The 21,104-nt window shown below is 62.1% G+C and carries 25 protein-coding genes and 1 pseudogene; 10 read left to right on the top strand and 16 right to left on the bottom strand.

The features are described from left to right. Nucleotides 1–7 precede the first annotated feature (7 nt). Nucleotides 8–532 (bottom strand): hypothetical protein, encoded by a 525-nt coding sequence (locus P0Y65_14655; protein ID WEK03428.1) that lies wholly within the window; start codon nucleotides 530–532, stop codon nucleotides 8–10. Between the two features lie 150 nt (nucleotides 533–682). Between P0Y65_14655 and P0Y65_14650 the strand changes: the two genes are divergently transcribed. Genes P0Y65_14650 through P0Y65_14640 form a run of 3 tightly spaced genes read left to right on the top strand, consistent with a single transcriptional unit; the run spans nucleotide 683 to nucleotide 2,546 of the window. After that, nucleotides 683–1,063, top strand: coding sequence for a hypothetical protein (locus tag P0Y65_14650; protein ID WEK03427.1), 381 nt, complete (start codon nucleotides 683–685; stop codon nucleotides 1,061–1,063). Next, entirely contained in the window at nucleotides 1,060–1,797 is a 738-nt protein-coding gene (locus tag P0Y65_14645; protein WEK03426.1) for a hypothetical protein, read from the top strand. The genes P0Y65_14650 and P0Y65_14645 overlap by 4 nt, the downstream gene beginning before the upstream one ends. A 5-nt stretch (nucleotides 1,798–1,802) precedes the next feature. Next, entirely contained in the window at nucleotides 1,803–2,546 is a 744-nt protein-coding gene (locus P0Y65_14640) for an ankyrin repeat domain-containing protein (GenBank protein ID WEK03425.1), read from the top strand. On the opposite strand, the gene P0Y65_14635 is transcribed toward P0Y65_14640, so the two are convergent. Then, the gene (locus P0Y65_14635) at nucleotides 2,543–3,007 is read right to left on the bottom strand and encodes a hypothetical protein (protein ID WEK03424.1); all 465 of its coding nucleotides are present in this window, start codon (nucleotides 3,005–3,007) and stop codon (nucleotides 2,543–2,545) included. The two genes, P0Y65_14640 and P0Y65_14635, sit on opposite strands and share 4 nt — an antisense overlap. A 36-nt stretch (nucleotides 3,008–3,043) precedes the next feature. After that, nucleotides 3,044–3,631, bottom strand: a complete 588-nt coding sequence (locus P0Y65_14630) for a hypothetical protein (protein WEK03423.1) — start codon at nucleotides 3,629–3,631, stop codon at nucleotides 3,044–3,046. Nucleotides 3,632–3,777: 146 nt separating this feature from the next. Here P0Y65_14630 and P0Y65_14625 point away from each other — a divergent pair, with 146 nt between their 5' ends. Next, nucleotides 3,778–4,374: a hypothetical protein gene (locus tag P0Y65_14625; GenBank protein ID WEK03422.1), complete on the top strand. Its 597-nt coding sequence runs from the start codon at nucleotides 3,778–3,780 to the stop codon at nucleotides 4,372–4,374. A gap of 5 nt (nucleotides 4,375–4,379) precedes the next feature. Then, entirely contained in the window at nucleotides 4,380–4,934 is a 555-nt protein-coding gene (locus P0Y65_14620) for a hypothetical protein (protein ID WEK03421.1), read from the top strand. 23 nt (nucleotides 4,935–4,957) lie between these two features. Here the strand turns inward: P0Y65_14620 and P0Y65_14615 are convergent, their stop codons facing one another. The 3 genes from P0Y65_14615 to P0Y65_14605 all read right to left on the bottom strand — a co-directional run bounded on the left by P0Y65_14615 (nucleotide 4,958) and on the right by P0Y65_14605 (nucleotide 7,263). After that, nucleotides 4,958–5,653 (bottom strand): hypothetical protein, encoded by a 696-nt coding sequence (locus P0Y65_14615; protein WEK03420.1) that lies wholly within the window; start codon nucleotides 5,651–5,653, stop codon nucleotides 4,958–4,960. 84 nt (nucleotides 5,654–5,737) lie between these two features. Then, complete coding sequence (locus P0Y65_14610; protein WEK03419.1) at nucleotides 5,738–6,346, bottom strand: hypothetical protein; 609 nt, start codon at nucleotides 6,344–6,346, stop codon at nucleotides 5,738–5,740. Next, entirely contained in the window at nucleotides 6,346–7,263 is a 918-nt protein-coding gene (locus P0Y65_14605) for a hypothetical protein (protein WEK03418.1), read from the bottom strand. Before P0Y65_14605 ends, P0Y65_14610 begins: the two co-directional genes overlap by 1 nt. Nucleotides 7,264–7,418: 155 nt before the next feature. Between P0Y65_14605 and P0Y65_14600 the strand changes: the two genes are divergently transcribed. The 3 genes from P0Y65_14600 (at nucleotide 7,419) to P0Y65_14590 (ending at nucleotide 10,547) form a co-directional block, all read left to right on the top strand. Beyond that, nucleotides 7,419–8,411 (top strand): hypothetical protein, encoded by a 993-nt coding sequence (locus P0Y65_14600; protein WEK03417.1) that lies wholly within the window; start codon nucleotides 7,419–7,421, stop codon nucleotides 8,409–8,411. Further along, nucleotides 8,408–9,271 (top strand): hypothetical protein, encoded by an 864-nt coding sequence (locus P0Y65_14595; protein ID WEK03416.1) that lies wholly within the window; start codon nucleotides 8,408–8,410, stop codon nucleotides 9,269–9,271. The genes P0Y65_14600 and P0Y65_14595 overlap by 4 nt, the downstream gene beginning before the upstream one ends. 721 nt (nucleotides 9,272–9,992) lie before the next feature. Further along, nucleotides 9,993–10,547: a hypothetical protein gene (locus P0Y65_14590; GenBank protein ID WEK03415.1), complete on the top strand. Its 555-nt coding sequence runs from the start codon at nucleotides 9,993–9,995 to the stop codon at nucleotides 10,545–10,547. A 265-nt stretch (nucleotides 10,548–10,812) separates the two neighbouring features. Here P0Y65_14590 and P0Y65_14585 read toward each other — a convergent pair whose 3' ends face one another. The 3 genes from P0Y65_14585 to P0Y65_14575 form a co-directional block, all read right to left on the bottom strand. Further along, on the bottom strand, nucleotides 10,813–11,310 hold the full coding sequence (locus P0Y65_14585) for a flavodoxin (GenBank protein ID WEK03414.1): 498 nt from the start codon (nucleotides 11,308–11,310) through the stop codon (nucleotides 10,813–10,815). A 62-nt stretch (nucleotides 11,311–11,372) separates the two neighbouring features. Beyond that, a complete protein-coding gene (locus P0Y65_14580; GenBank protein ID WEK03413.1) occupies nucleotides 11,373–12,365 on the bottom strand; it encodes an aldo/keto reductase in 993 nt (330 codons plus the stop codon). Between the two features lie 36 nt (nucleotides 12,366–12,401). After that, nucleotides 12,402–13,340 (bottom strand): aldo/keto reductase, encoded by a 939-nt coding sequence (locus P0Y65_14575; protein ID WEK03412.1) that lies wholly within the window; start codon nucleotides 13,338–13,340, stop codon nucleotides 12,402–12,404. 54 nt (nucleotides 13,341–13,394) lie between these two features. On the opposite strand from P0Y65_14575, the pseudogene P0Y65_14570 reads away from it, so the two are divergent. Together P0Y65_14570 and P0Y65_14565 are read left to right on the top strand one after the other, a co-directional pair. After that, nucleotides 13,395–13,883 (top strand): annotated as a pseudogene (locus P0Y65_14570) (LysR family transcriptional regulator). Nucleotides 13,884–14,019: 136 nt separating this feature from the next. Then, a complete protein-coding gene (locus P0Y65_14565; GenBank protein ID WEK03411.1) occupies nucleotides 14,020–14,220 on the top strand; it encodes a hypothetical protein in 201 nt (66 codons plus the stop codon). Nucleotides 14,221–14,364: 144 nt separating this feature from the next. Here the strand turns inward: P0Y65_14565 and P0Y65_14560 are convergent, their stop codons facing one another. From P0Y65_14560 to P0Y65_14530, 7 genes are all read right to left on the bottom strand, one after another. Further along, complete coding sequence (locus P0Y65_14560) at nucleotides 14,365–15,162, bottom strand: ABC transporter ATP-binding protein (GenBank protein WEK03410.1); 798 nt, start codon at nucleotides 15,160–15,162, stop codon at nucleotides 14,365–14,367. After that, a complete protein-coding gene (locus P0Y65_14555; GenBank protein WEK03409.1) occupies nucleotides 15,162–15,491 on the bottom strand; it encodes a ferredoxin family protein in 330 nt (109 codons plus the stop codon). The genes P0Y65_14560 and P0Y65_14555 overlap by 1 nt, the downstream gene beginning before the upstream one ends. Next, nucleotides 15,488–17,047 carry an FAD-binding protein gene (locus P0Y65_14550; GenBank protein ID WEK03408.1) on the bottom strand — a complete coding sequence of 520 codons (1,560 nt, stop codon included), beginning with the start codon at nucleotides 17,045–17,047 and terminating at the stop codon, nucleotides 15,488–15,490. Before P0Y65_14550 ends, P0Y65_14555 begins: the two co-directional genes overlap by 4 nt. Further along, a complete protein-coding gene (locus tag P0Y65_14545) occupies nucleotides 17,047–17,820 on the bottom strand; it encodes an ABC transporter permease (protein ID WEK03407.1) in 774 nt (257 codons plus the stop codon). Before P0Y65_14545 ends, P0Y65_14550 begins: the two co-directional genes overlap by 1 nt. Before the next feature lie 2 nt (nucleotides 17,821–17,822). Next, on the bottom strand, nucleotides 17,823–18,665 hold the full coding sequence (locus P0Y65_14540) for an ABC transporter permease (GenBank protein ID WEK03406.1): 843 nt from the start codon (nucleotides 18,663–18,665) through the stop codon (nucleotides 17,823–17,825). A gap of 61 nt (nucleotides 18,666–18,726) precedes the next feature. Continuing rightward, complete coding sequence (locus P0Y65_14535) at nucleotides 18,727–19,803, bottom strand: ABC transporter substrate-binding protein (GenBank protein WEK03405.1); 1,077 nt, start codon at nucleotides 19,801–19,803, stop codon at nucleotides 18,727–18,729. A gap of 546 nt (nucleotides 19,804–20,349) precedes the next feature. Continuing rightward, nucleotides 20,350–21,027, bottom strand: coding sequence for a GntR family transcriptional regulator (locus P0Y65_14530; protein WEK03404.1), 678 nt, complete (start codon nucleotides 21,025–21,027; stop codon nucleotides 20,350–20,352). Between the last annotated feature and the right edge of the window lie 77 nt (nucleotides 21,028–21,104).

Genomic DNA, 21,104 nt, shown 5'->3' with positions numbered 1-21,104 from the left:
GGCCGCCTCACCGATTCTCAAGGCCATTGGCCTCGCGTTCCTGGGGAATGGTCTCGCGATTGTCCTCGACCTGTGCGATCAGGCTTTCAAGGCCCGCCCTGACCTCGGCCAAGGCCTCGGCATGTTCGGTTTTGGAGGTGACGCCATTGTCATTGGCCGCGTCCCATTCCAGCGCCCAGTGCATGGCTGCGAGCCATTCGTCCACGTCGCCGGCAATATACTCATTGACGGGTCGGCCAATCTGTTCGCTGAGAGCGCCGAAGAGGGGGCCCTCTGCACTTGCGGCATCTTCCTCGGCGGTGATCAGGAAGCGGTAGCGGAGCTGGCCGGCATACATCCAGTTCGCCGCTTCCTGCCCCTTGCCCTCGGCCAGCAGGCGCGAGGACAGCAGGTAAAGCGCGGCAGGGTGCAGATCGGTGGCCTGCGCCTCGATCTCGACATTGCTCAGCGCATCGAAACTGTCGACATCCTGGGCGAGGGCGGCAGACGCCATGGCCGTTGCCAGCAGCAGGGAAAGCAGCAGTCGTTTCATGGTCCTGATCCTTTCATTCGTATTGATGGGACGCCGGGCATGTGCCGGACCTTGGTCGCCGCGACAAATTTTCAAAGAATGTGCTGGAGCCGACCAAGGTTGATGCGCTTCGCAGCGTCACATCCACAGACACAAGAAAAGGAGACGTCCATGCGCCGCAGCGTCATCGCCGCCAGCCTGTTGCTGACCACATCGGCTACCGCTCTCGCCCAGAACCTCGATGCCCTGAGCGACGGCCTGAACCATCTGCCAGCAACCGTCCTGATACAGCAGCATGGCGATATCGCCTATTTCGTCGATGTGCAGGTGGTGAAGGGGCTGGCCGGCGATGATCCCGATGCCAGGCCGTTCTTCGGGCTTCTGGGCGGCGATATTCTTGCCCTGCAGAGCCTGCCAGCGACGGAACAGTCCGCATGGGAGGCCAAAGCACCACCACGCTGGACAAGCTGGTCTATTTCACCGGCTATGGCCGCCCGCCCGATGGGCACACCTTCTGAGGCCTTGTCGACGAGGCCGCAGCGACCGACATGATCGCGGCGCTGGAAAATCGGGGCTTCGAAAATTCCGGCGCGCCGGGCGTTGTCGGCAATGGCGTGGCCCGAAATATGGATCCAGCCAGCCGCGACAGCTCGGACCCATGGCGCACCATGATCGGCGCGGCGCAATTCGCTGCCGCCAAGGGCAGTAATGTCGTCCAGGCGCAAGATCCACAATCCGCCATGCTTGCCGCAGCAACGCAGCCCAGCCTGGGCGAAAACGCCATTATGCAGACGGCTCTGGCCGGTCTGGAGCAGTCGGTCGGCGATAGCCAGATTGTCCAGGCGGTGGTCATCTCGCCGCTTTTCGGCATGACCGGCATCGACCCCACGGCCGTCCTGTCGCCTTCGGGTGACATGGAGGAGACCAAGAAGAAGCTGGCAGAACAGGTGGATGCGCTGGGTTCGGGCATTCCGCCCTATCTCGGCGGTATCGTCGCCGACGTGCAGCATGAAAAGCAGGGCGTGGGGATCGCGCTGGCCTATCCCGATTGCACCATTGCGCAGCAGGCTGCCGATGCCGTGGCGTCGCGCTGGGTGGAGCTGGCGGGCGACGAAGCGCAGGGCGCGATCACCGCGCATACCGCGGAAGGCGCGGACGGCCTGTGTGCGGCGACCGTCTCGGTCTATGTGGATGCGGAGGGCGACTACCAGAACCCGGCCTATCGCGCGATCCTGGAGATCTATATGCGCGGCCAGGCCGGCGTGTTGCAGATCGGCGAAAGCTGACCCGGATGAAGCGGATTGGGACCATCTTTCTGGCCATCCTGCTCATGGTGATCGTTGTAGGCATGCTGACCGCCAACGGTCGCCAGGTTGATCCAGAAGAGTATTTTGCCGATCCGCAGACCATCGCTCTGGCCGAGGCCATGCTGTCCGGCGACACCAGCCGCATGGAGGAACTGGTCGGCGCCGGCGCCGACCCCAATGCCCGTGGCACGGACGGCATGAGCCTTGCCGAATGGGAAATCATGCGGGAGGGCCGCTCGGCCTTGCGCACCCTGCTGCGCCTGGGCGCCGATCCGGCTGCACCGGGCTGGCATGGCGGTACGGCCATGCATCTGGCCGCGCAATATCAGAATGACAGCTATCTGCGCCTGCTGGTCGAGGTGGGTGGCGATGTCGATGCCGCCGATGGCCGGATGGCGCGCAGCCCGATCTTCAACGCGCTGATGGCGCGGCGGCCGGACAATGTGCGCTTCCTGCTCGAGCATGGCGCGACGCTGGATTTCGCCGATCGCAATGGCGTCACGCCGCTGCAACTGGCGGCACGGATCAACGACTTCGACCATGTGCTGCAATTCCTGCAGTTCGGGGCCGATCCTCTGGCCAGCGACCGGGGCGGCGCGACCTTTCAGTCGGCCATTTTCAGCAGCGATCCCGACCTGCTGCATCCCGGCGCGCTGGCGGCCCGCAATGGGATCATCGCCTTTCTCGAGGCCGAGGGCATTCCCCTCGACCCCAAGGCCAGGCGCTAGGCCGGGCCGTAGGACAGGTTGCAGATGGCGGCCTCGAGGGAACTGGTGAGGCGGATGATGTCTTCGCCCTCGACCCAGTTGTAGATGGCAGTCGAGCCGAAGCCCGTCGCATCGGTGGCGCCATGACGCTCGGTCAGCGCATCGACCAGCCGGTCGCATTCCACGGCGTCGCTGGGGCTGAAGGTCACGAATTGCAGTGTCGCATCGGCATCGAACAGAAAGGTCACCTCGCCATCGAGTCCTTCGACGGCACGGGCCTGCTTGAGCAGGGGTGCATAGGTGACGCCGTCATAGACCACCATCTCGGTGACGGCGGGCGTGTTTCTCTCCGCGCCATCGAGCGCGGCTACCGCCTCTTCCAGCGGCATGTCCCAATGCGTTGTCTCCCAGCCGGCATGGGCTGGGGTGGCGCAGGCGATGAGGGCGGCGAGGGCCGCGGCGTGGCGAAGTCCGGTCGTCATGGATTGTCCTCTTGGGATGGGGGTGGATTGGGCGCGCTATTCGAGCTCGGGCATCTCGGCCTGGGTGAGCTCCAGCGTGCGCTGCGCCTTGAAGTCGCGCAGACCGCCTAGGAAGGCTTCCGCTTCGGCATTGCCATAGGAGCGTTCGCTGATGGCAAAGAGGAGCGAACCGCGCTCGCCCTCGAAAGAGGCCTCCGCATAGCGATAGCCATTCCATTCCAGGATGAATTTGCCATTCTCGTCCTTGGCCGACAGCAGGAAATCGAGCACGAGTTCGCCGCTCTCGTCGTTCTGGAAGACGGCCGAATTGGCGACCGGATCGGTCCCCTTGCGTGCATTGACCATGTCGACCTGCGCCGAAACCACAGCATTCAGCGGCATGTCGGTGGCGAGAAACTCGACCATGACCATGCTGTCATAGCTCTGCGGGTCGGCGCCCTCGGGCAGATATTCCTGCTTGAAATAACCGGCCTGCGGATTGGACGACCAGGCCAGCACATATTCGGTGCCACCGACCGTGATGGGGCCAGGCACGCCAAGATAATCCGTCGCCTCCTGCGCCAAGGCGGGCGAGAGCGAGAACAGGGTCAAGAGGGCCGTGGCGGCAATGGTCTGACGAAACATGGGTGATCTCCTCGAACGAGGCGCGGTGCCTCTCTGTTGATCTGACGAACCTGCACGCGGAGACCTTGGTCCGGCCCGGCACTTTATCGCGGCCAAGGTTGTCGCGCCCTTGGGCGTCCTATTGGTGAACGCAAATGGAGAGTGTCATGCGCAACAGTCTGATCCTTGCCGCCAGCGCCGCCCTGCTGACCCTGCCCAGTGCCGCCCAGGAGGGTTACTGGCAGGCCGACGCCGTGGCAAAAGCGCTGGACCATCACATGGCCAACCGGCCGGAGCTCTGCATGGAGCTTGACCCGTCGCAAACGGAACCGGCCAGTTTTGAACTACAGGTTGGCGAGGAAACGGCCGCCCGCCAGGCGCTGATCGTCGAATTTCCCTGCCAGATCGGCGCCTATAGCGTGACCTCGGTCTATCTCCTGTCGGACCAGCACGGCACGGTGTCGGAGATCGTTTTTCCGTCGCCGAAATTCGATGTCGCCTATGACGGCGAAGGCGAGGACCAGACGGTCAGGGATATCGTGATCTACGAGACGCCCTATCTGCGCGAAGTGGTCAATCCCAGCTATGACTCGTCCAGCCGCACCATGTCGGAGCGCAACAAGTGGCGCGGACTGGGCGATGCCTATACCGAGACCCGCTGGGGCTTCAAACAGGGCAAGTTCGAGATCACCTATTTTGCCGTCGATGCCACCTTCAATGGTGAGGCTGATCCAATCGTCCTGATCGACCGGGACATCTGGTGAGCGCCATGCGAACACTGTCCGCGCTGCTGCTCTCCCTGACACTGGCCACCACGCCGGCCATGGCCCAATCCGATAGCGGCGCCCCGCGCACCCTGCTGGAAGCCATGGATGTGTCGCATCCGGAGGCAACGGCTAGTGCTTTCGTGGCGGCCTATTCGAAATCCGACTATTTCGCCGCCGCCCATCTCCTCACCTTCGATGCGAAGACCGGGTTTCAATCGGCCATGATGAGCCGGGAGGGCGTAAAGCTCTTGTTCCCACGCTCACCGGGGACTGTGGGTGCGGCGGCCGTGCATACGCTGGATGGGCCATTCATGACCGAGCAGACCCTCGACTTTGCCGTCTTCTTCGATGACGTCCTGTATCAGGCCGAGATCACCGGCGTTCTGCCCTTTAAAATCCGGCAGGATGCCGAAGTCACCATGACCAAAAGCAAGGCGGGCGCCGTCGCCACGATCGACGACGGGATCACCCTGCATCTCGTCCAGACCCGCCCCGGCCGCTGGCTCGTGGACCGGATCGAGTTGTCGCCAGCGGGGCAGGGTGGCCGCCCCTGGTAGCGGCCACGCCGGCGCTGATAACGTCAGTTAGCCAGCGCCAGATACTCAGCCTCCAGCCGGTCATAGAGGTCCATGCTCCGGTTGAGCTGGTCGGAGCCAGCGCCCATCAGCCGGTTGGAACGCGAGAGCGTACATTCAATCTCCGTGGCGCCCAGCATGGTGGTGGCACGCTCTTCGATAGCGGTCTGTTCCGCGGCATCGAAGTAGTCCGGTATCTGCGTGGCGCGCGTCAGATCGACCCGATAGCGGCCGCCATGGCAGAGATCGACATAGGCCTGATGAATCCGCGCTTCGCCGACCATGTCGCCCTTTTCGCGGGTCAGCGCGCGGCGATAGGTATCGGGTGTCTTCACGGTCAGATAGATATAGTCGTTGTCGGCCAGGCCCGAATATTGAAGTTCGGGCAGGTTGCGGTCCGGCATGATCCAGTCGAGCGGATCGATGCGGATGATGTCCACGGAATTGGCGACCTGGACGAGGCAGAGCAGGCCGGCCAAGGCGGCCAGTGCCTTGCGCAGCCCGTCCCTCGGCGCCGAGGGACGCAGCATGCCAAAGACCATGCCCAGCCCGATCACGGCCATGACCAGGCCACCCAGGTTGAAGCGGTTGTCCGAAACGAGTTCGCCATTGACCCGCACGCTGTCCGTCGTGCCGAGGAAGAGGAAGAAGGGCAGGATCGCCAAGGCGAGAACAATCAGCGGTTTGGAAAAGCGGGACATGGCAATACTTTCTGAAAGGGATGGATCTGCCGGTCGTCACCACGCCGGTAAGGCGCGGGAAAACTGCGGCCTTGATGGGAGGGGCTAATGTCTCGGCGCAGGAATGCAGACGGGGACCATCACGCTGGACATAGTGCTGCCGAAGGGATTGGCCATGCTGCGGGGCTGCCACACCACATGGTCGCATTTCCCGACCCGGTCCGGCTTCGCCCCATCCTGCGGCACGAGGTCGAAGACAAAGACGAAATCGGGCTCCACCGCATGCCCATTGGTGCGCAGATGCAATTGGAGGCTGGCGGCGTCCACGTTGCCGGCAGCGGTGATGATGAAGCCATTACTCATGGCCTGCATCGAAATCTCGCCTTGCGGTGAAATTTCCATCGCCGCCTCGTCGTCATCCGTCCGCCAGAAACCATCATTCTGCGCGCTGAGCGCGTGGTCGAAACGCATGGCGCTCTGCCCGTCAATCATGGCCTCGCCGGTAAACAGCAAGAGGCCCTGTTCATCCAGCGAAAGCGTGATCTCGGCATTCCCGCTGGCCCGGTGAAGCATGACGCCGTCGGGCTGCGACACGGCTTCGACCGTCGCCGTGCCGCGATAGGTCGAGCCGGCCAGATCAGCCACGGCGTCGGCCTGCGCCGAGATGGACGACAGCATCAGGGAGACAGCAGCCAGGGCCGCGAGCGCACGCATCAGTCGAGGCTCCGCAGGCCGACGATGAAGTGCATGTACTTCACATAGCGATCGCCGGTCGCCTCATCATTGCCGACCACCATCTGGTCGCGCCCGCCATCGAGTGCAACATGCTGCTCGTCCGTCAGCAGGTCCGAACCAATCTGGGCTAGCGCGTCATAGCGCAGGTCGCGATAGGTGCCGTCATGCCCGGCCGCGGCCATGACCTCGTCCATCAGCGCATCGGCATGCAGCCCCCCGCAGCTGTCGGCAATCGCCTCACGCCCGCCATCCAGCGTCGCAATCGTCGTGGCATCGAGCGGACCGGGGCCAACCAGCCTGGCCAGCGCATCCGTATCGGCATCGCAGCTGCCAGCCGCAATCAGATGATCTCTGGGCTGTCCCGGCGCGGTGATGCCGGCGATGACCGGATCGATGTCGGACCAGTCGACCTCTGCGGCCGAACTGACGCAGTTCAACATCACATAACCCATGGGGCTGGGTATGGTGGTCACGCTGAAGGCGCCAGCCAGATCATGCTGCCCGTGAACGCGATGCGAGGAGGAGCCGCGATGGGTAAAATCCTCGCCACCCTCGATCGTCCCGGGAACTTCCACCTCCACCGCCATGCGCTCGTAGGCGTCCGTATTGTCGAAGAGGCTGTTGACCCACTGCTGGTCGCCCCGGCCATAGGCCGGATCATAGTGATAGCTGACCTCGCAGACATCGCCGCCAGGCTCGAGCGGGGGCAAAGCAGGGTTGCTCGTGCCCACGCCGATCACCACAGCGCCTTCGGGCGTCTGACCGACCATTCTCGCCTCGAAACCATCGGGCATCTCGAAGGTCAGGCCGAAATCGGGATCGACCAGGACCTGATCCTGCGCCACGGCCATACTGGTGGCGGCGGCAACAAATGACAGAACTGCAAAAGCCTTCATCAAAAATCTCCATCTTTGAAGATTGGACGACTGGTAGGTGCCGGACCTTGGTCCATGCCCTGCCAACATCTTCGTGCCTTATCTGACCAAGGTCCTGCCTGCGCCAGGCGTCTCATGGTGGAGAACACTTTCCGACACGGAGCGCGGAGCAGACAATGAAGCGGCGGTGGATCGTCCTGTTGACCGGTGCGGTAGCCTTGGTCGGTCTCGCAACCCTGGCCCATTCGGGCACGCGCGAATGCGGTTTCATCGACACGGCGCTGTCGTTAAGCGGCTGCACCGGCAGCCGCATCATCGCCGGCGTCTCAACGCTGGGCAGCACGCTGGCGCGCGATGGCGATGGATATCTGGTCGTGCTCGGCAGCGAATATTCGGAAAGGCCGGGATCGCGCGACTATCGTGTGACGTCCAATATCGTCCGCATCGACTGGCTCGAGGGCCGCGAGGTCGAGCGGGTGTCCTTCCCTTCCTTTGGCCGGCTCGACCAGATGCAGCTCTCGCCGGACGGAGATACGATCGCGGTGACCTGCAACACCATCTATGTCTGCGATCTACTGTCATCCACCGAGCGAAGTGACGCCCGTTACCCCACGCAGTTCGCCTTGCTGAACCGCGACGGCTCCATCGCCTGGCATGCCAGTGTCCCCTCCGACGACGCCCGGCCCAATTCGGAAGGCCGGGCCTTTGACCTGGCTTTCACTCAGGACGGACAAGCGATCGTGGCCGGCCCCATGGCCTTTGCCTCTGACGATGGTGCCCGTATAAGCGGAACGCGGCCTGTACCCCTCTCAGCCAATGCGACCATCGATGCAACCGACCATATTCAGTTGGCTGGTGCTGACCAAATGCTTGACCTGCCGGAACATTACGTTCCCTTCAATCGGCTGCAGTCGACTTTGTCGCCGGATGGCGCCCGCCTCGCCACCCTGTCGCGCCGCTTTGCCGGCGAGGGCCTGCCGCGCGCCATCCTTCAAATCTGGAATGTCGAAACCGGTGCACTCCTCGTCCGGCATGAGATCGACACCGACCTGTCGCCGGCGCTCGCCTGGCAGAGCGACGGCGAAGCTGTCTTCGTCGCAACGTCGGTCGGGGTTGTGCCCGGGGCCGCGACGCAATTGCGCCGCTATGGCGTGGAGGCCCGGCCATGAAGAAATACCTGCTCCCGGCAATCCTGATGCTAGTTGTGCTGTCCGGCCTTGGCTGGGTGACCTGGTGGTCCCTGGGCACCTGCCGGCCGCTTGATCGTCTGCTCGGCCTGTCTGGCTGTACCCATACCGTGGAATTGATCGATTTCGCGCCCCTGACGCACGCTACTATGTCATCAGCCGGTGCAGACGGCATGGTTAGCCTGATTGGCGAGGTCCGGACGGTCGATGGCTATCGGCCGGGGCTCATTCGGCTCGACCCAATGACTGGGCAGGAAAAGGGACGCTACCCGTTGCGAATCCAGAATGGCCTGACCAGTCTGGTCTTCTCCGCCGATGGCCAGCGTGCGGCAGTCGGCTGCTCCAGCCGATTTGATTGCCTGGAGAATGACGACGCATTTGCGGTCATCGATGTCGTCAATGGCGACCTGATCGAGACGCTCGGTCCCGAGCATGATCTTTATCCGCGAACATTTCCGGGCGAGGCCGAACCCGGTCCAGAATTTCATTACAGCGCGCAATTTACCGACAGCGGCCAGAAAGTGGTCACGGAAGATGATGACGGGCGTCTGGTGCTGCAGGATCTGGGTGGCAATCTCGTTGCCGTACTCGAACCGCGTCACCGTTCCGCCAGCAGTTGGCTGACCGTTTCCCCCAGCTCGCATTATGTCGCCTTGCTAAGACGCCCCGACGACTTCAGCACCATTGTCTCAGTCTGGGATGGTCGCGATGGAAGACCCGTCGGCTCGCTCCAGACGGGCCGCAATGGCAGTGGCAGTGTCGCGTGGTCGCATGACGAAACCGCAGTCTTCGTGGTGGTGCGCGAAGGCCGCAGAAGCTATCTGCAGCGTTTCATCCTCTGATAACCCCGATTTTTCGCCAGTCTCCCGACCCCATGGCAGCCATCTCGACCGGTTGAGACCATTCCGCAAAGCAGACGTCATTGGGCAGACAATATCGCAGCAATTCGCGAGGTTCCGCCAAGGTGAGCTCTTGGACATTCGTCTGATCGTTGAAAGATGAAAGAAAGGAAGGATCAACGATGCGGTATTCGTTGGACGCAAGAACGAGCCGCCGACCTTTGTGGGTCTTGTCTGGCCTCGTCATCGCTTCGATGATTCCAAGCAATGCCCATGCGGCCCTACCACCCTGGGGCCAGCGCACCGCCGAATTGCATGCTGTGCTTGACGCGGGTGCATTGGCGCTGGCGGGCACCGGTGAGGTCATCGCTTCAGTGTCGTACCAAGGGCCACATTATCTGATCGCAACCGAGTATTGCACCGTCGTTGTCAATCTCGTCGCAGCCGAGCCCTTGGCGGCTGAGGACACCGTTTCTGTTCCGGGGCCCAGGCCGTTTTCCGCACGTGCCGAACGTCCGGCCTGCGACTGAGATGGACGAAATCTGCCCGGCTGACCAAGGTCGGGCCCTACGCAACTCGTCACATGGACACAGTGGGCGCTAACGCGTCTCGACCGGGAGCGGAATATGAAGCGATTGTGGATTGCGCTGCAACCCCGGGCATAGATCTCTGCAGGCAAATGCCTCCACCTATTCAAACGGACGATGAAGAGGAGTTGGACTGCATGGGTGTCGTCGAGAAGCCAGCTTCGGTTGAGATCGTGCAGCAGAACCGCCGAGGCCCGGGACGAATGGCATCACGATCGTTGGGGCTGTCCGTGGGATTAGGCATAGTTGCCATTTTCATAGTGGTGATTTTGGTCATCCTCATCACGAGGTCACTCACGGGCCTAGGTGCACGCGAGGACATAGTTGGCTTCGTCCTGCTACCGCCATTCGCCACCGTGTTCTTGGTCGTCGCGATATTTGAACTCTCCATGGTGCTGCCACGCCGCTTGCGCATCGATGCGAGTGGCATTCATGTCCGATTTTCACCTTGGACGCTGCGCCCTGCCAAACACCTCCCCCGCAGGACAGGACAACAGGCCGAGGCCTGGAAACAACGGCAGTCCAACTACGCAACCTATCCATCCGGGCATACCTCGCATGCCCCGTTCGTTTCCACGCGCTTTGTCATTCGCTACGGCCGCCGCTTGTTTGGTCCGGTGGACGAAGATCAGGCTCAATGTCTTGCGGAGGCCATCAATGCCGCCCTGGAACGAACGGCCCCAATGGATTGACGAGGACTTTCAGGGTGTATCTCTGCACTATCCGGCCCTTCCAACTCGGCGTTGGACTTTATGTCTCAGGTCGTCGTCTTGCGCCAAAGTCTGCTAGTCCGGTGCCACTCCCACCGTGATGACGGCAGCGATCGACCGCGTTTCAACCGTTCGACGCCGCCCGATCGTCGCCTGGAAGCGGACGCTGCGCCATCTCCAATTTCTATATATCTCCAGCGTCAGTTAGCCATGCCCTGACCGTTTCAATTGTTCGCCGCTCCTGATCTCATTCGAGCGAAAATCCCTCCAACACTTCTGCTTCAGGCGCATGAGCTCTTACGACGTCGAGACTGTTGCCCACCCCGTAGCCACCATGGGTGATGAAGGGAATGATGCGTTTGCCCCTCAGGTCATGGTTCGAGAGGAAGGACCGCATGACAGAAGGTGCGGTCATGCCCCAGATCGGGAAACCCAAAAACACAGTGCGATATGCTGCGATGTCGTTGACCAACTCGGCAAGCGGCGGCTCATAACGTTCCACGCGCTCTCGCTCGGCTTGCGCGACCATCTCCTCGTAATCAGCGGGATATGGCTGAAAAGCCCTGATCTCAAACAGGTCGGCACCGAGATCACGGCTGATCTGGCCAGCGATTACACGGGTATTGCCCGACCGTGTTAGGTAGGCAACGAGGGTCTCGCTCGCACTCTGGCCACGCGCGCCAGAGGATGCTCCCGTACTGATGGCTAGCGCACCCATGACGAGGTTTCTCCTGGAAAGCTTCATTGTCGGCTCCTCGTGGTCGGACGGCACGCATGCCGCCCGACTTCTGTAGTGGTCAGGTGCGCTCAGCGACCAGCCATAGCCTTGTTCTCGGGCGGGTATCGATCTCCCGCCATCTCGACGCCTTGCAACGCGGACGCAATCCTTGCCAGGTCATCGTGATCGAGGACGAGATCTGCTGCAGCCAGATTTTCCTCGACCCTATGCAGCTTCGTCGTTCCGGGGATCGGCACGATCCACGGCTTCTGGGCAAGGAGCCAAGCCAACGCCACCTGGCCTGGTGTCGCGCCCTTGGCTTGCGCCGTCTTCTTCAGCACATCGACGAAGACTTGGTTGGCCTGCCGGTTCTCGGCTGAGAACCGTGGTTGCTTGGACCGGAAATCGTCGGTGCCGAAGTCCTTCTCTGGACTGACAGTGCCGGTGAGGTAGCCCTTGCCCAGCGGAGCAAATGGCACGAAACCAATCCCCAGTTCCTCTAACACCGGCAGGATCTCGCGTTCCGGCTCTCGGTACCAAAGCGAGTATTCGCTTTGCAGCGCCGTGACGGGGTGGACGGCATGGGCGCGACGGATCGATTGGGCGCCGGCTTCGGACATGCCGAAATGATGAACCTTGCCCTGCTGGACCACGTCTTTGATGGCGCCAGCGACGTCTTCCATCGGTGTGTCGGGATCGACCCTATGCTGATAGTATAGGTCAATGTAGTCGGTCTGCAGCCGCTTGAGGGAGCCTTCGACCACCTTGCGAATGTGCTCCGGCTTGCTCAGCGGCCTACGGGCGAACCCTTGACTGCCCTCGATGTCGAAACCGAACTTCGTCGCGATGACCACCTGCTCGCGAACTGGCTTCAGTGCTTCGCCGACCAGTTCCTCGCTCTGGTAAGGACCATAGACCTCCGCGGTGTCGAAAAAAGTCTCGCCCCGATCAACCGCTGCGCGGATTAGATTGATTGCCTCTCCTCGATCCATCGCCGGGCCGAACGCGGCGCTCATCCCCATGCATCCCAGGCCTATGGCTGACACTTCGAGGCCGCTACGGCCCAATATTCGCTTCTTCATCCGTTCCTCCTTGGTGTCCGTTTCCCGCTCATGATCTCAAGCTTCCGGGATCTCGCGACCGTACTTCTCCAGCGTGACGTCCTCGGGCTTGGGCCCGCCGCGCTCATTGGTGTCGAGAGCGGCGATGGCGATCATCTGCTCGGGCGCAAGCTCGAAATCGAAGATGTCGAAATTCTCTGCAATTCGGGATGCCTTGACCGACTTGGGAATGACCGAGCGGCCTTCCTGCACACCCCAGCGGAGTATGACCTGTGCCGCAGACTTCCCGTGCGCCTTGCCGATATCGAGGATCACCGGATCTTCGAGCGTGCTCTTCGAGAAGCCAGGACGGTAGAAGGTGATGCCGCCGATCGGCGCCCAAGCCTGGGTGAGGATGCCGTTCTTGGCATTTTCAGCCTGGACGTCCTTCTGTTGGAAATAGGGATGGACCTCGACCTGGTTGACCGCAGGGACGACGTTCACCACAGAGAGCAGGTTCTGCAGGTGGTCGGGCATGAAGTTGCTGATGCCGATCGCGCGCACCTTCCGCTCCTCAAGCAGCCGCTCCAAGACACGATAGGCAGCGATGGTGCGGTCGAAGGCCGTAGGCAGAGCCTGGTGCAGGATCAGCAGGTCGATCTGATCGAGGCCAAGTTTGCCAGCGCTCTTGTCGAAGGAGTGCAGGGTTTCGTCGTAGCCGTAATCACTGATCCAAATCTTGGTCTCGATAAAGAGGTCGCCCCGTGCGATCCCGGCCTGCCGGATTGCCTCGCCAACCCCGCGCTCGTTTCCGTAAGCGGCAGCTGTATCGATATGCCGGTAGCCAACCTTCAGAGCCTCAGCAACGGCCAAGGTAGTTTCCTCGGGCGGGGTCTGGAAAACACCGAAGCCGATGGTCGGCATCGAAACGCCGTTGTTCAATGTGATGTTCGGGACCGTCATTCTCGTTCTCCGTTCGGGTGACATTGTCGTCGTGACGGAAAGATAGTCCTGCACCTCCCTTCATATTAGGCGCTATAATCTTCATCTGCTTGTTAGGGGTGCTTCAAAATCGCTCGGACTGATTTCAGCGACCTGGCAGCTTTCGCCGTCATTGCCCGCGTTCGCAGCTTCACCAAGGCCGGCGCGGAGATCGGGGTCTCGCCATCGGCCCTCAGCCAGACAATGCGTTCCCTAGACGAGCGATTGGGCTACAGGCTGCTGACCCGGACGACGCGCAGCGTGTCCACCACCGAGGCAGGCGAACGCCTTCTTTCAACCGTTGCAACCCGCTTCGAAGAGATCGAGACCGAACTCTCGGCAATGGGCGAACTGCGGGACCGCCCAGCAGGGCTGGTTCGGATCACCTGTAGCGAGCGAGCAGCTGAAACGGTGCTGTGGCCTAAGCTGGCGGCTGGGCTGAACGACTTCCCCGACGTCAAGGTCGAGATGTTCATTGACCACGGCTTCACCGACATCGCAGCCGAGCGCTTCGACGCTGGCGTGAGGCTTGGCGAAAGCATCGAGAAGGATATGATCGCGGTCCGGATCGGGCCGGATACGCTCATGGTGGCAGTGGCGTCGCCATGGGGCGATTAGTTGCCACACAATCGATACGAGGTTCTGTGGGTGTGATATGCTCAGGAAACACAAATCGGCTGACGTCGCCCAAGCAACCACTTCGTGGAGAGGCTTCGTGAAAATTGCCCCACTTCCTGTGCGTCTTCGGTACGACACGCGAGAGGAGCAGCAAGATAAATGGACGGTCTTCCACATCTTCACTGGTGCGGCAGTCGAGATAGACGGCTACCTCCAAATCGCGATGGATGTTGAGGAGTCAGAGGATCCAGCTGACCTACTCAACTATCAGGAAAGCCTGAAGGCAGCCGACGAGTGATTGGACCGCGGCCGCAAATTGGCAGCGGATTCCGACCTATTTCGGTCATCTAGCAATCTGAATTGACGCCAACGGCAGTATCGCTAATTGGCCTCCAACTATTGAGCCCTTTGGCTGTTTTGCAAAGAGCGTCGCAGGTTGGGCTCAACCCGAACAATTTTCGTCCGCGTTCAGGGTGGCAAGGATGCCTGCCTTGATGCGGGCGAATTCGGCATCGCCGCGGCTGCGCGGCTTGGGTAGGTCGAGGGTGACGATATCGGCAATACGGCCGGGTCGCGGATGCATGACGATGATCCGGTCCGACAGGAACACCGCTTCCTCCACGTCATGGGTCACCATCAGCATGGTAATGCCCTCATGCTTCCAGATGCGCAGCAATTCGGCCTGCATCCTTGCGCGGGTCAGGCTGTCCAGCGCGCCGAGCGGCTCGTCGAGCAGCAGGGCTTTTGGCCGTGGCGCGAGGCTGCGGGCTATGGCCGCCCGTTGCGACATGCCGCCTGAGAGCTGATAGGGAAAGGCGGTATCGAAACCCTCCAGGCCCACCAGGTTGATCAGGCTCGCGACTCGCTCGCGTTTCTGCGCCGGGCTCAGGCTAGACTTGTGCAGGCCCAGGCCCACATTCTGGCCGACCGTCAGCCAGGGCAGTAGGCGGTGGTCCTGAAAAAGCATTCCGCGCGACAGCGATGGACCGGTGACCAATTCGCCATCGACATGGACGCTGCCGGCATCGGGAAAATCGAGGCCGGCAATGAGCCGCAGTAGCGTGGACTTGCCGCAGCCGGAGGGGCCGACGAGACTGACAAATTCGCCCGGGGCAATGCTGATCGAAACGTCGCGCAGGGCCGGCAAGGGGCCGGCATTGGTCTGGAATATGCGTGACACATTGCGCGCTTCAAGCGCGGCATCGGTCTGCGGATGTGATGCGGTCGCCAGCGCTGCCATCAGTCTCGCTCCTCGAACATGCGGTAGGTCAGGTCGGTATGGGTGCCGCGGGGCTTGGCATTCTTCCAGCCCATGGCGCGGGCAAAGCTGCCCATTTCGCCGCTGGCGATGAGCGCCGCTTCGTCGCGTGGATCATCCTGGTCGCGCAGTGGCGACACGAAGAGGGCATCGGTCGGGCAATAGAGTTCGCAGAGGAAACAGGTCTGGCAATCGCCCTTGCGGGCAATGACCGGCGCGCCATCTGCGACCTCGTCGAAGACATTGTCCGGGCAGGCCTTGACGCAGAGATTGCACTGAATGCAGCGGCTTTCGCTGACGATCTCGATCATTGCGCAGCCTTCTGTTCGGTGCCCGCTTGCGGTTGCGCCCAGACCCGGTCGAGGCCGCCCGAAGCGATGCGATGGGTCTGAGCTGGGTCGGTCTGCTTCAGATCGGTGCGGCGATGAATGCCGCGGCTTTCGCTGCGCTGGCGGGACGAGGCGACCATCCAGCGGGCCGTGGCCGCCATTGCAAGCGTTTCGCGGGCTTTTGGGTAATCCGTGCCGTCCTGATGGGCGAGGGCATCGGCCCAGCTGGTTTCGAGCGCCTGGGCGGAAGCGTCGAGCTGCGCCCCGGTCCGGAAGAAGCTCCGGTCCAGCGGCAGGATTTCCCGCTGAATGCCGGCCTGCACCGCCGCGATGTCGCTTCCGCGTCCATTGCCTTTCGTCGCGACGCTCGCGACAAGGCGCGTAGCATGGGCTGGCCCCAGCGACTGCGCAAATCGGGTTGCCGCCGCGCCGGCCCAGACGCCGGTCGCGAGGGCCCAGGACGAATTGGGACCGCCCCCGCCGCTGGTGGCGCCGGCCATGGACTCGCGCGAGGCGGCATCGCCCGCTGCATAGAGGCCGGGAATGTCGGTTGTCGTATCGTTTCCGATCAGAAGGCCGCCCGTGCCGCGCACCGTGCCCTCATAGAGCAGGCTCACCTCGAAGCGCTGGGTGAAGGGATCAATGCCCTGCCGGTCGAAGGGCATGAAGATATTGGCCTGGCCCCGCATGCCGGATTGCACGCGTTCATTGGCCTTGTCGAGAATGGCATAGACACGGCCGTTTCTAAGGCCGCTGGCGACAATATCCTGCCGGTCGCCTTTGGCCGCGATCACATTGCCAGTCTCGTCGCTGAAGGTCGCCCAGTAATAGATAATGCCCTTGGTGACCGAGGCGCCGACGGGGCAGATGCCATACTGGCCGGAAAAATCCATGCCCGACATGCGGGCGCCGACCTCGGCAGCCATCAGATAGCCATCGCCGGTAAGATTCCGCGTGCCGATGGCGCCGCTGAGGAAGGCGCAGCCACCCGAGGCGATGACCACGGCGCCCGCCCGCACCTGCCAGGGCGCGCCATCGATACGACGGACGCCGCGGGCACCCGAGACAATGCCGTCGCTGCTGAGCAATTCGGTTGCCGGGCTCTGATCGAGAATGGTGGCGCCGCCCTTGATCAGCTTTTGGCGCAGGAAGCGCAGATAATCCACGCCGCGCATCGAACCGCGATAGGACGAACCGTCCTCAATGGTTGGAAAGCCGTAGCCCCACACGGCCAGGCGATCGAGCTGGAAATAGACTTCATCAAGCACGCGATCGACCGCCGAGCCATCGACCAGGCCAAGGCCACGGCTTTCTCGTGCCGCGATGGCTTTTGCGCGGCCCTGGCTGGCGGGAGCTGTATAGATGATCGACGAATTGCCCGCCGCCGTCGCGCCGGATGTGCCGACATAGCCCTTTTCCGCCAGCACGACTTTGGCACCGGCCTCGAGGGCAGAGAGTGCGGCCCAGCAGCCGGCCGGGCCGCCGCCGATGACCAGCACGTCCGCAACGAGATCAACTCTATCCTTTGATCTGGACATCACGATTGCGGAGCCCGCCATGAAAAGGCGCGGCGCGAGAAATAGGCGAGCGCGCGGTTGATGGCGAAGCCGACCAGGCCGATGGCGACAATGCCGATGATCACCCCATCCATGGAGCCGCGCATGCGCGAGGCGGAGAGGATGATCCCTAGCCCGTCGCCGGCCGAGACGAAATATTCGGCGCCGATGGTGGAAAGCCACGCCGTGGCCAAAGCCAGTTCGAGGCCTGAAAAGATGGCCGGCGCGGCGGCCGGCAGGATGATGCGGGTGATCATCTGGCGGCGGCTGAGTTCGAGCGCCCCCCCCACTTCGAGATAGGGCACGGGCACGTTGCGGCATCCGGCCTCGACATTGATGACCGTTGGATAGAAGGCGGCAAGGGCGACCAGCGCGATGATGGTCTGCCCGCCAATGCCCAGCCAGGCGGTGAGCAGCGGCATCCAGGCGAAAACCGCGATCTGGCGGATGGCGTGGAAAGTCGGGCTGACGACGCGGCCGGCGGTCTGGTTGAGGCCGGTCAGCAGGCCCAGGGCGAGCCCGCATCCGGCGCCGATGGCAAAGCCCGCCACCATGCGTCCCAGCGTGCCGAAAAAAGCGCGCAGCAGCGAGCCGTCGCCGGCCATCAGGGCAAAGCTCGCCCAGATGCGCTCATAGGTGATGAAGATATAGCCATTGCCCCAGCCATTGGCCGAGACCAGCCACCAGCTAAGCGCAAGCAGAGCCGGGAGCGCAAGGCCGCGCAGATCGGGGCGTGAAGCGGTGCGTGTGCCCATGATCAGCTCAGCGACCGTGTCTGCCAGGCGGTCAGCCGGCTTTCGATCCGCACCATGGCGAAGTCGATGAGCCAGCCGACAATGCCGATGACGATCATGGTGACGATGACCACGTCGAGATAGAATAGCTTGCGGCCCCAGTTCATCAGGTAGCCGATGCCCGAGGACGAGGCGATCAGCTCGACCACGACCAGCGCCTGCCAGCCCTTGCTGAGGGCAAGGCGTAACCCGGCAAACAGCGATGGCAGTATGGACGGGATGATGACCTTGAACAAAGTGGTCAGCCGCGGCAGTTCCAGCACCTTAGCGACTTCTAGATAGCGCTGCGGCAGGGCCCGCGTGCCCTCATAGCTGGTGACCAGCAGCGGCATGAAGCAGGTCTTGGCGATCATCACGAATTTCAGAGTCTCGCCGACGCCGAGAAACAGCATCAGGAAGGGCAGCCAGCCCAGAGCCGGAACGAGCCAAATGATGCGGATCGTGGGGCCGATATAGGCCTCGACGGTCGGCGATCGGGCCATCAAGATGCCGAGCACCACGCCCAGTGTCCCGCCGATGAACAGGCCCCAGGCGATGCGGCTGAGGCTGACGCCGACTTCACTAAAGATCTGTCCGCTGGAAAACAGCTCCACCGCGCTCGACCAGACCAGGCTGGGCGGCGGCAGGATCAGCTCGGACACCCAGCCAAACTGCGTGGCGCCAAGCCAGAGCAGGGCGATGGCGAGGGGCAGCAGAAAGGGGAGGGTGGCCTGCACCACACGACCGCCCGGAAAGTGCGGTTGCGTGAACAGGCCGCCGCCGGCCCGCGCATAGGCGGGATTGGTGCTCAAGGTTTCACTCGACATGGACGTCCTTTCCGGTGACGCTGTCTGGGTTCACCGGGCCCGGTGAGAGAGGCTGGCGGGATCAGGCCGGGCTGCCGTCCGCCTTGTGCTTTGTCCAGGTGTCGGCAAAACCGAGATCGGCGATGGCCTTGTCGATAAAGCTGCTGTCGATCCAGCTATCGAGATCGACGTCGCCGCGGATCAGCTCATTGGCCTTGGTATAGTCGATGCCGCCTTGGTACTGGGCGCGCACATAGTCATCGATAATGGGCGAGAGTTCCTCGGCGAAGCTGAGCCCGTCATAGACCTTGCGCAGCGTGTCGATATCCTCGCCGGCCTTGGCATAGGCCTCCAGCACCGCAGCGAAATTCTCGGGCTGAGCGGCGAAATGGGCGGCCTTCACATAGGCATTGACCACGCGCTGCGTCGCCTGCGGATAGGTGGCGGCAAAGTCCTCGGTGACGAGGAAGCCGCCGAAATTGCGCGAGGCATTGAGTGTGTCGCGATTGGTATAGACCAGCTTGACATTGCCATCGTTGACGAGCTGCAGATAGCCCGACCCGCCCCAGCCAATATCGACGGCGCCCGAGGCGACGGCGGTCAGCTCATCGCCACCCTCGAGATCGAACAGCTCGACATCGGCCTCGGTCAGGCCATGTTCTTCCAGCACGCGCACGAAGGCCAGATGGGGCGCCGTGCCGCGGCCGATGGCGACGCGCAGGCCCTTGAGCTCGGCCACGCTGCTTGCCGTGATATTGTTGTTGACCACGAGATAGGAATGGGCCGCGCCCACTGAGGCTAGCAGTTTGGTCGGCAAGCCGCGTGCCTTGCCCGTGATATTGGGGAAGCCGCCATAGCGCCCAAAATCGGCCTGGCCATTGGCGATGGCCTCGTTGACGGCCGGGCCGCTGCCCGCTGGATAGGTGAATTCGAGCGCGATGCCGTCCGCCTTGAATTCGTCTTCGAGATAGCCCAGCGTATGCGCGAGGCCCAGAATGCCGGTCGTATAGGGTTGGCCGTAATCGGCCGGATTAGCATAGAAGCGGATTTTTTCCGGCTTCGCCTCCTGCGCGAAGGCGCGGCCGGGCAGGGTGGCCAGCGCCAGGGTGGCGGCGGAAGCGCCCAGGAACCCACGGCGGGTGAGGGTGGTCAGGCTCAATTCGATCTCCATCACATCGGCGGTGGAGGCAATTCCACCTAATCTCTATCAATGTGGTCGAGATTGAGGGTGTGCAGCATTCCTGTCAATTCGGCCTCCTGGCGCCGAAACGGGCAAACGCAATGCAGACCTGGATGAGAGCCAAGTTCGTGGAATTTGTTTTTCGCCTGGGCGAGCCGCAGAAAAATCAAATGACACTTGGCAGCGATATTTAGTGAGCGATCCGAATGACTGAATAGAGACCAGCGATCGGTAACATCAAAGCTAAAAGAAGAGACCAGGGCTTGGCGAGAGGGCAGGTCGGTCCGCGTTCGACCCCATTCCGGCCGTTTACCTCCACAATGCCGATCCCTCAAAAGCAGCCATTCAACGTCCTAGTCGGAGCGGCCTCAAGTCACCGTTTTGATTCTCGAATAGCTCCAAACTTTGGGGTGATTGGCGCTCTCAAACATCCGATAGCACTTACACCTGTTGCTGCTTCCTGGCTTTCGATTGCATTGACCGAGTTCGCGAAAGCGCAAACCTATTCGAGCAATGAGGGCTTCATTACGAAGCAAAAGCCTTCATGAAGCGGTCGCGCGAGCGCTGGATGTGAGCTCGCATAGCGTCTTCGGCAGCCGGCGCATCACGGGCGACCAGCGCGGCAATGATATTTTCATGTTCGGCTATCGCGTCGCTGGTTACTCTCGCATGGTAGAACAGGCGGAACAAATGGACATGGGTGTGCAGGCTTGCCAGCGTTTCCTGCACAAGTTCATTGCCGCTCGCATGGGCAATCACATCATGAAATTCGCTGTCCAGCCGGGCGAACCGTCCGTATGCCTCTGGCCCCGTATCGCCTGCCTGCATCTCGGCGGCCAGCCTGATCAAATTTGCCCGGCCATCATCGGTCAATAAGGAGGCCGCGCGCCCAGCGGCGAAAGGCTCAAGCAGAAGGCGCAGTTCATAAAGCTGGTCGAGACGCGCGCTGTCCATCTGGTTGGCAGCACTATAGCCGATGAGATGGGCTTTAACGACCAACCCCTGCGCTTCAAGCCGCGAAAGGGCCTCCCGGATCGGCGTTTGCGAGACGCCCAAGGTACGCACCAGGCGGTCGACCGAGATGCGTCCCCCCGGGGCGATCTGGCGCGTCATCAACTGCGCATAGATGGCATTGTAAACCTCGTCGCCCAGCCGCGTCGGGCGCTTGAGAGGCGTTGGCGCCTGGCTGTCGCTTGAGTCCATTTCTCCGCCGTTCCGGATTGGCTATTGACGCTCCCCACGTGGTAGCACCATAGTCTGTCTTGCTCAATCAGATATCC

The organism is Candidatus Devosia phytovorans (assembly GCA_029202405.1).
Taxonomy (GTDB): Bacteria; Pseudomonadota; Alphaproteobacteria; order Rhizobiales; family Devosiaceae; genus Devosia; species Devosia phytovorans.
Note: the sequence above shows the minus strand (reverse complement) of the source record. Positions and strands in the feature narration are given on the sequence as shown.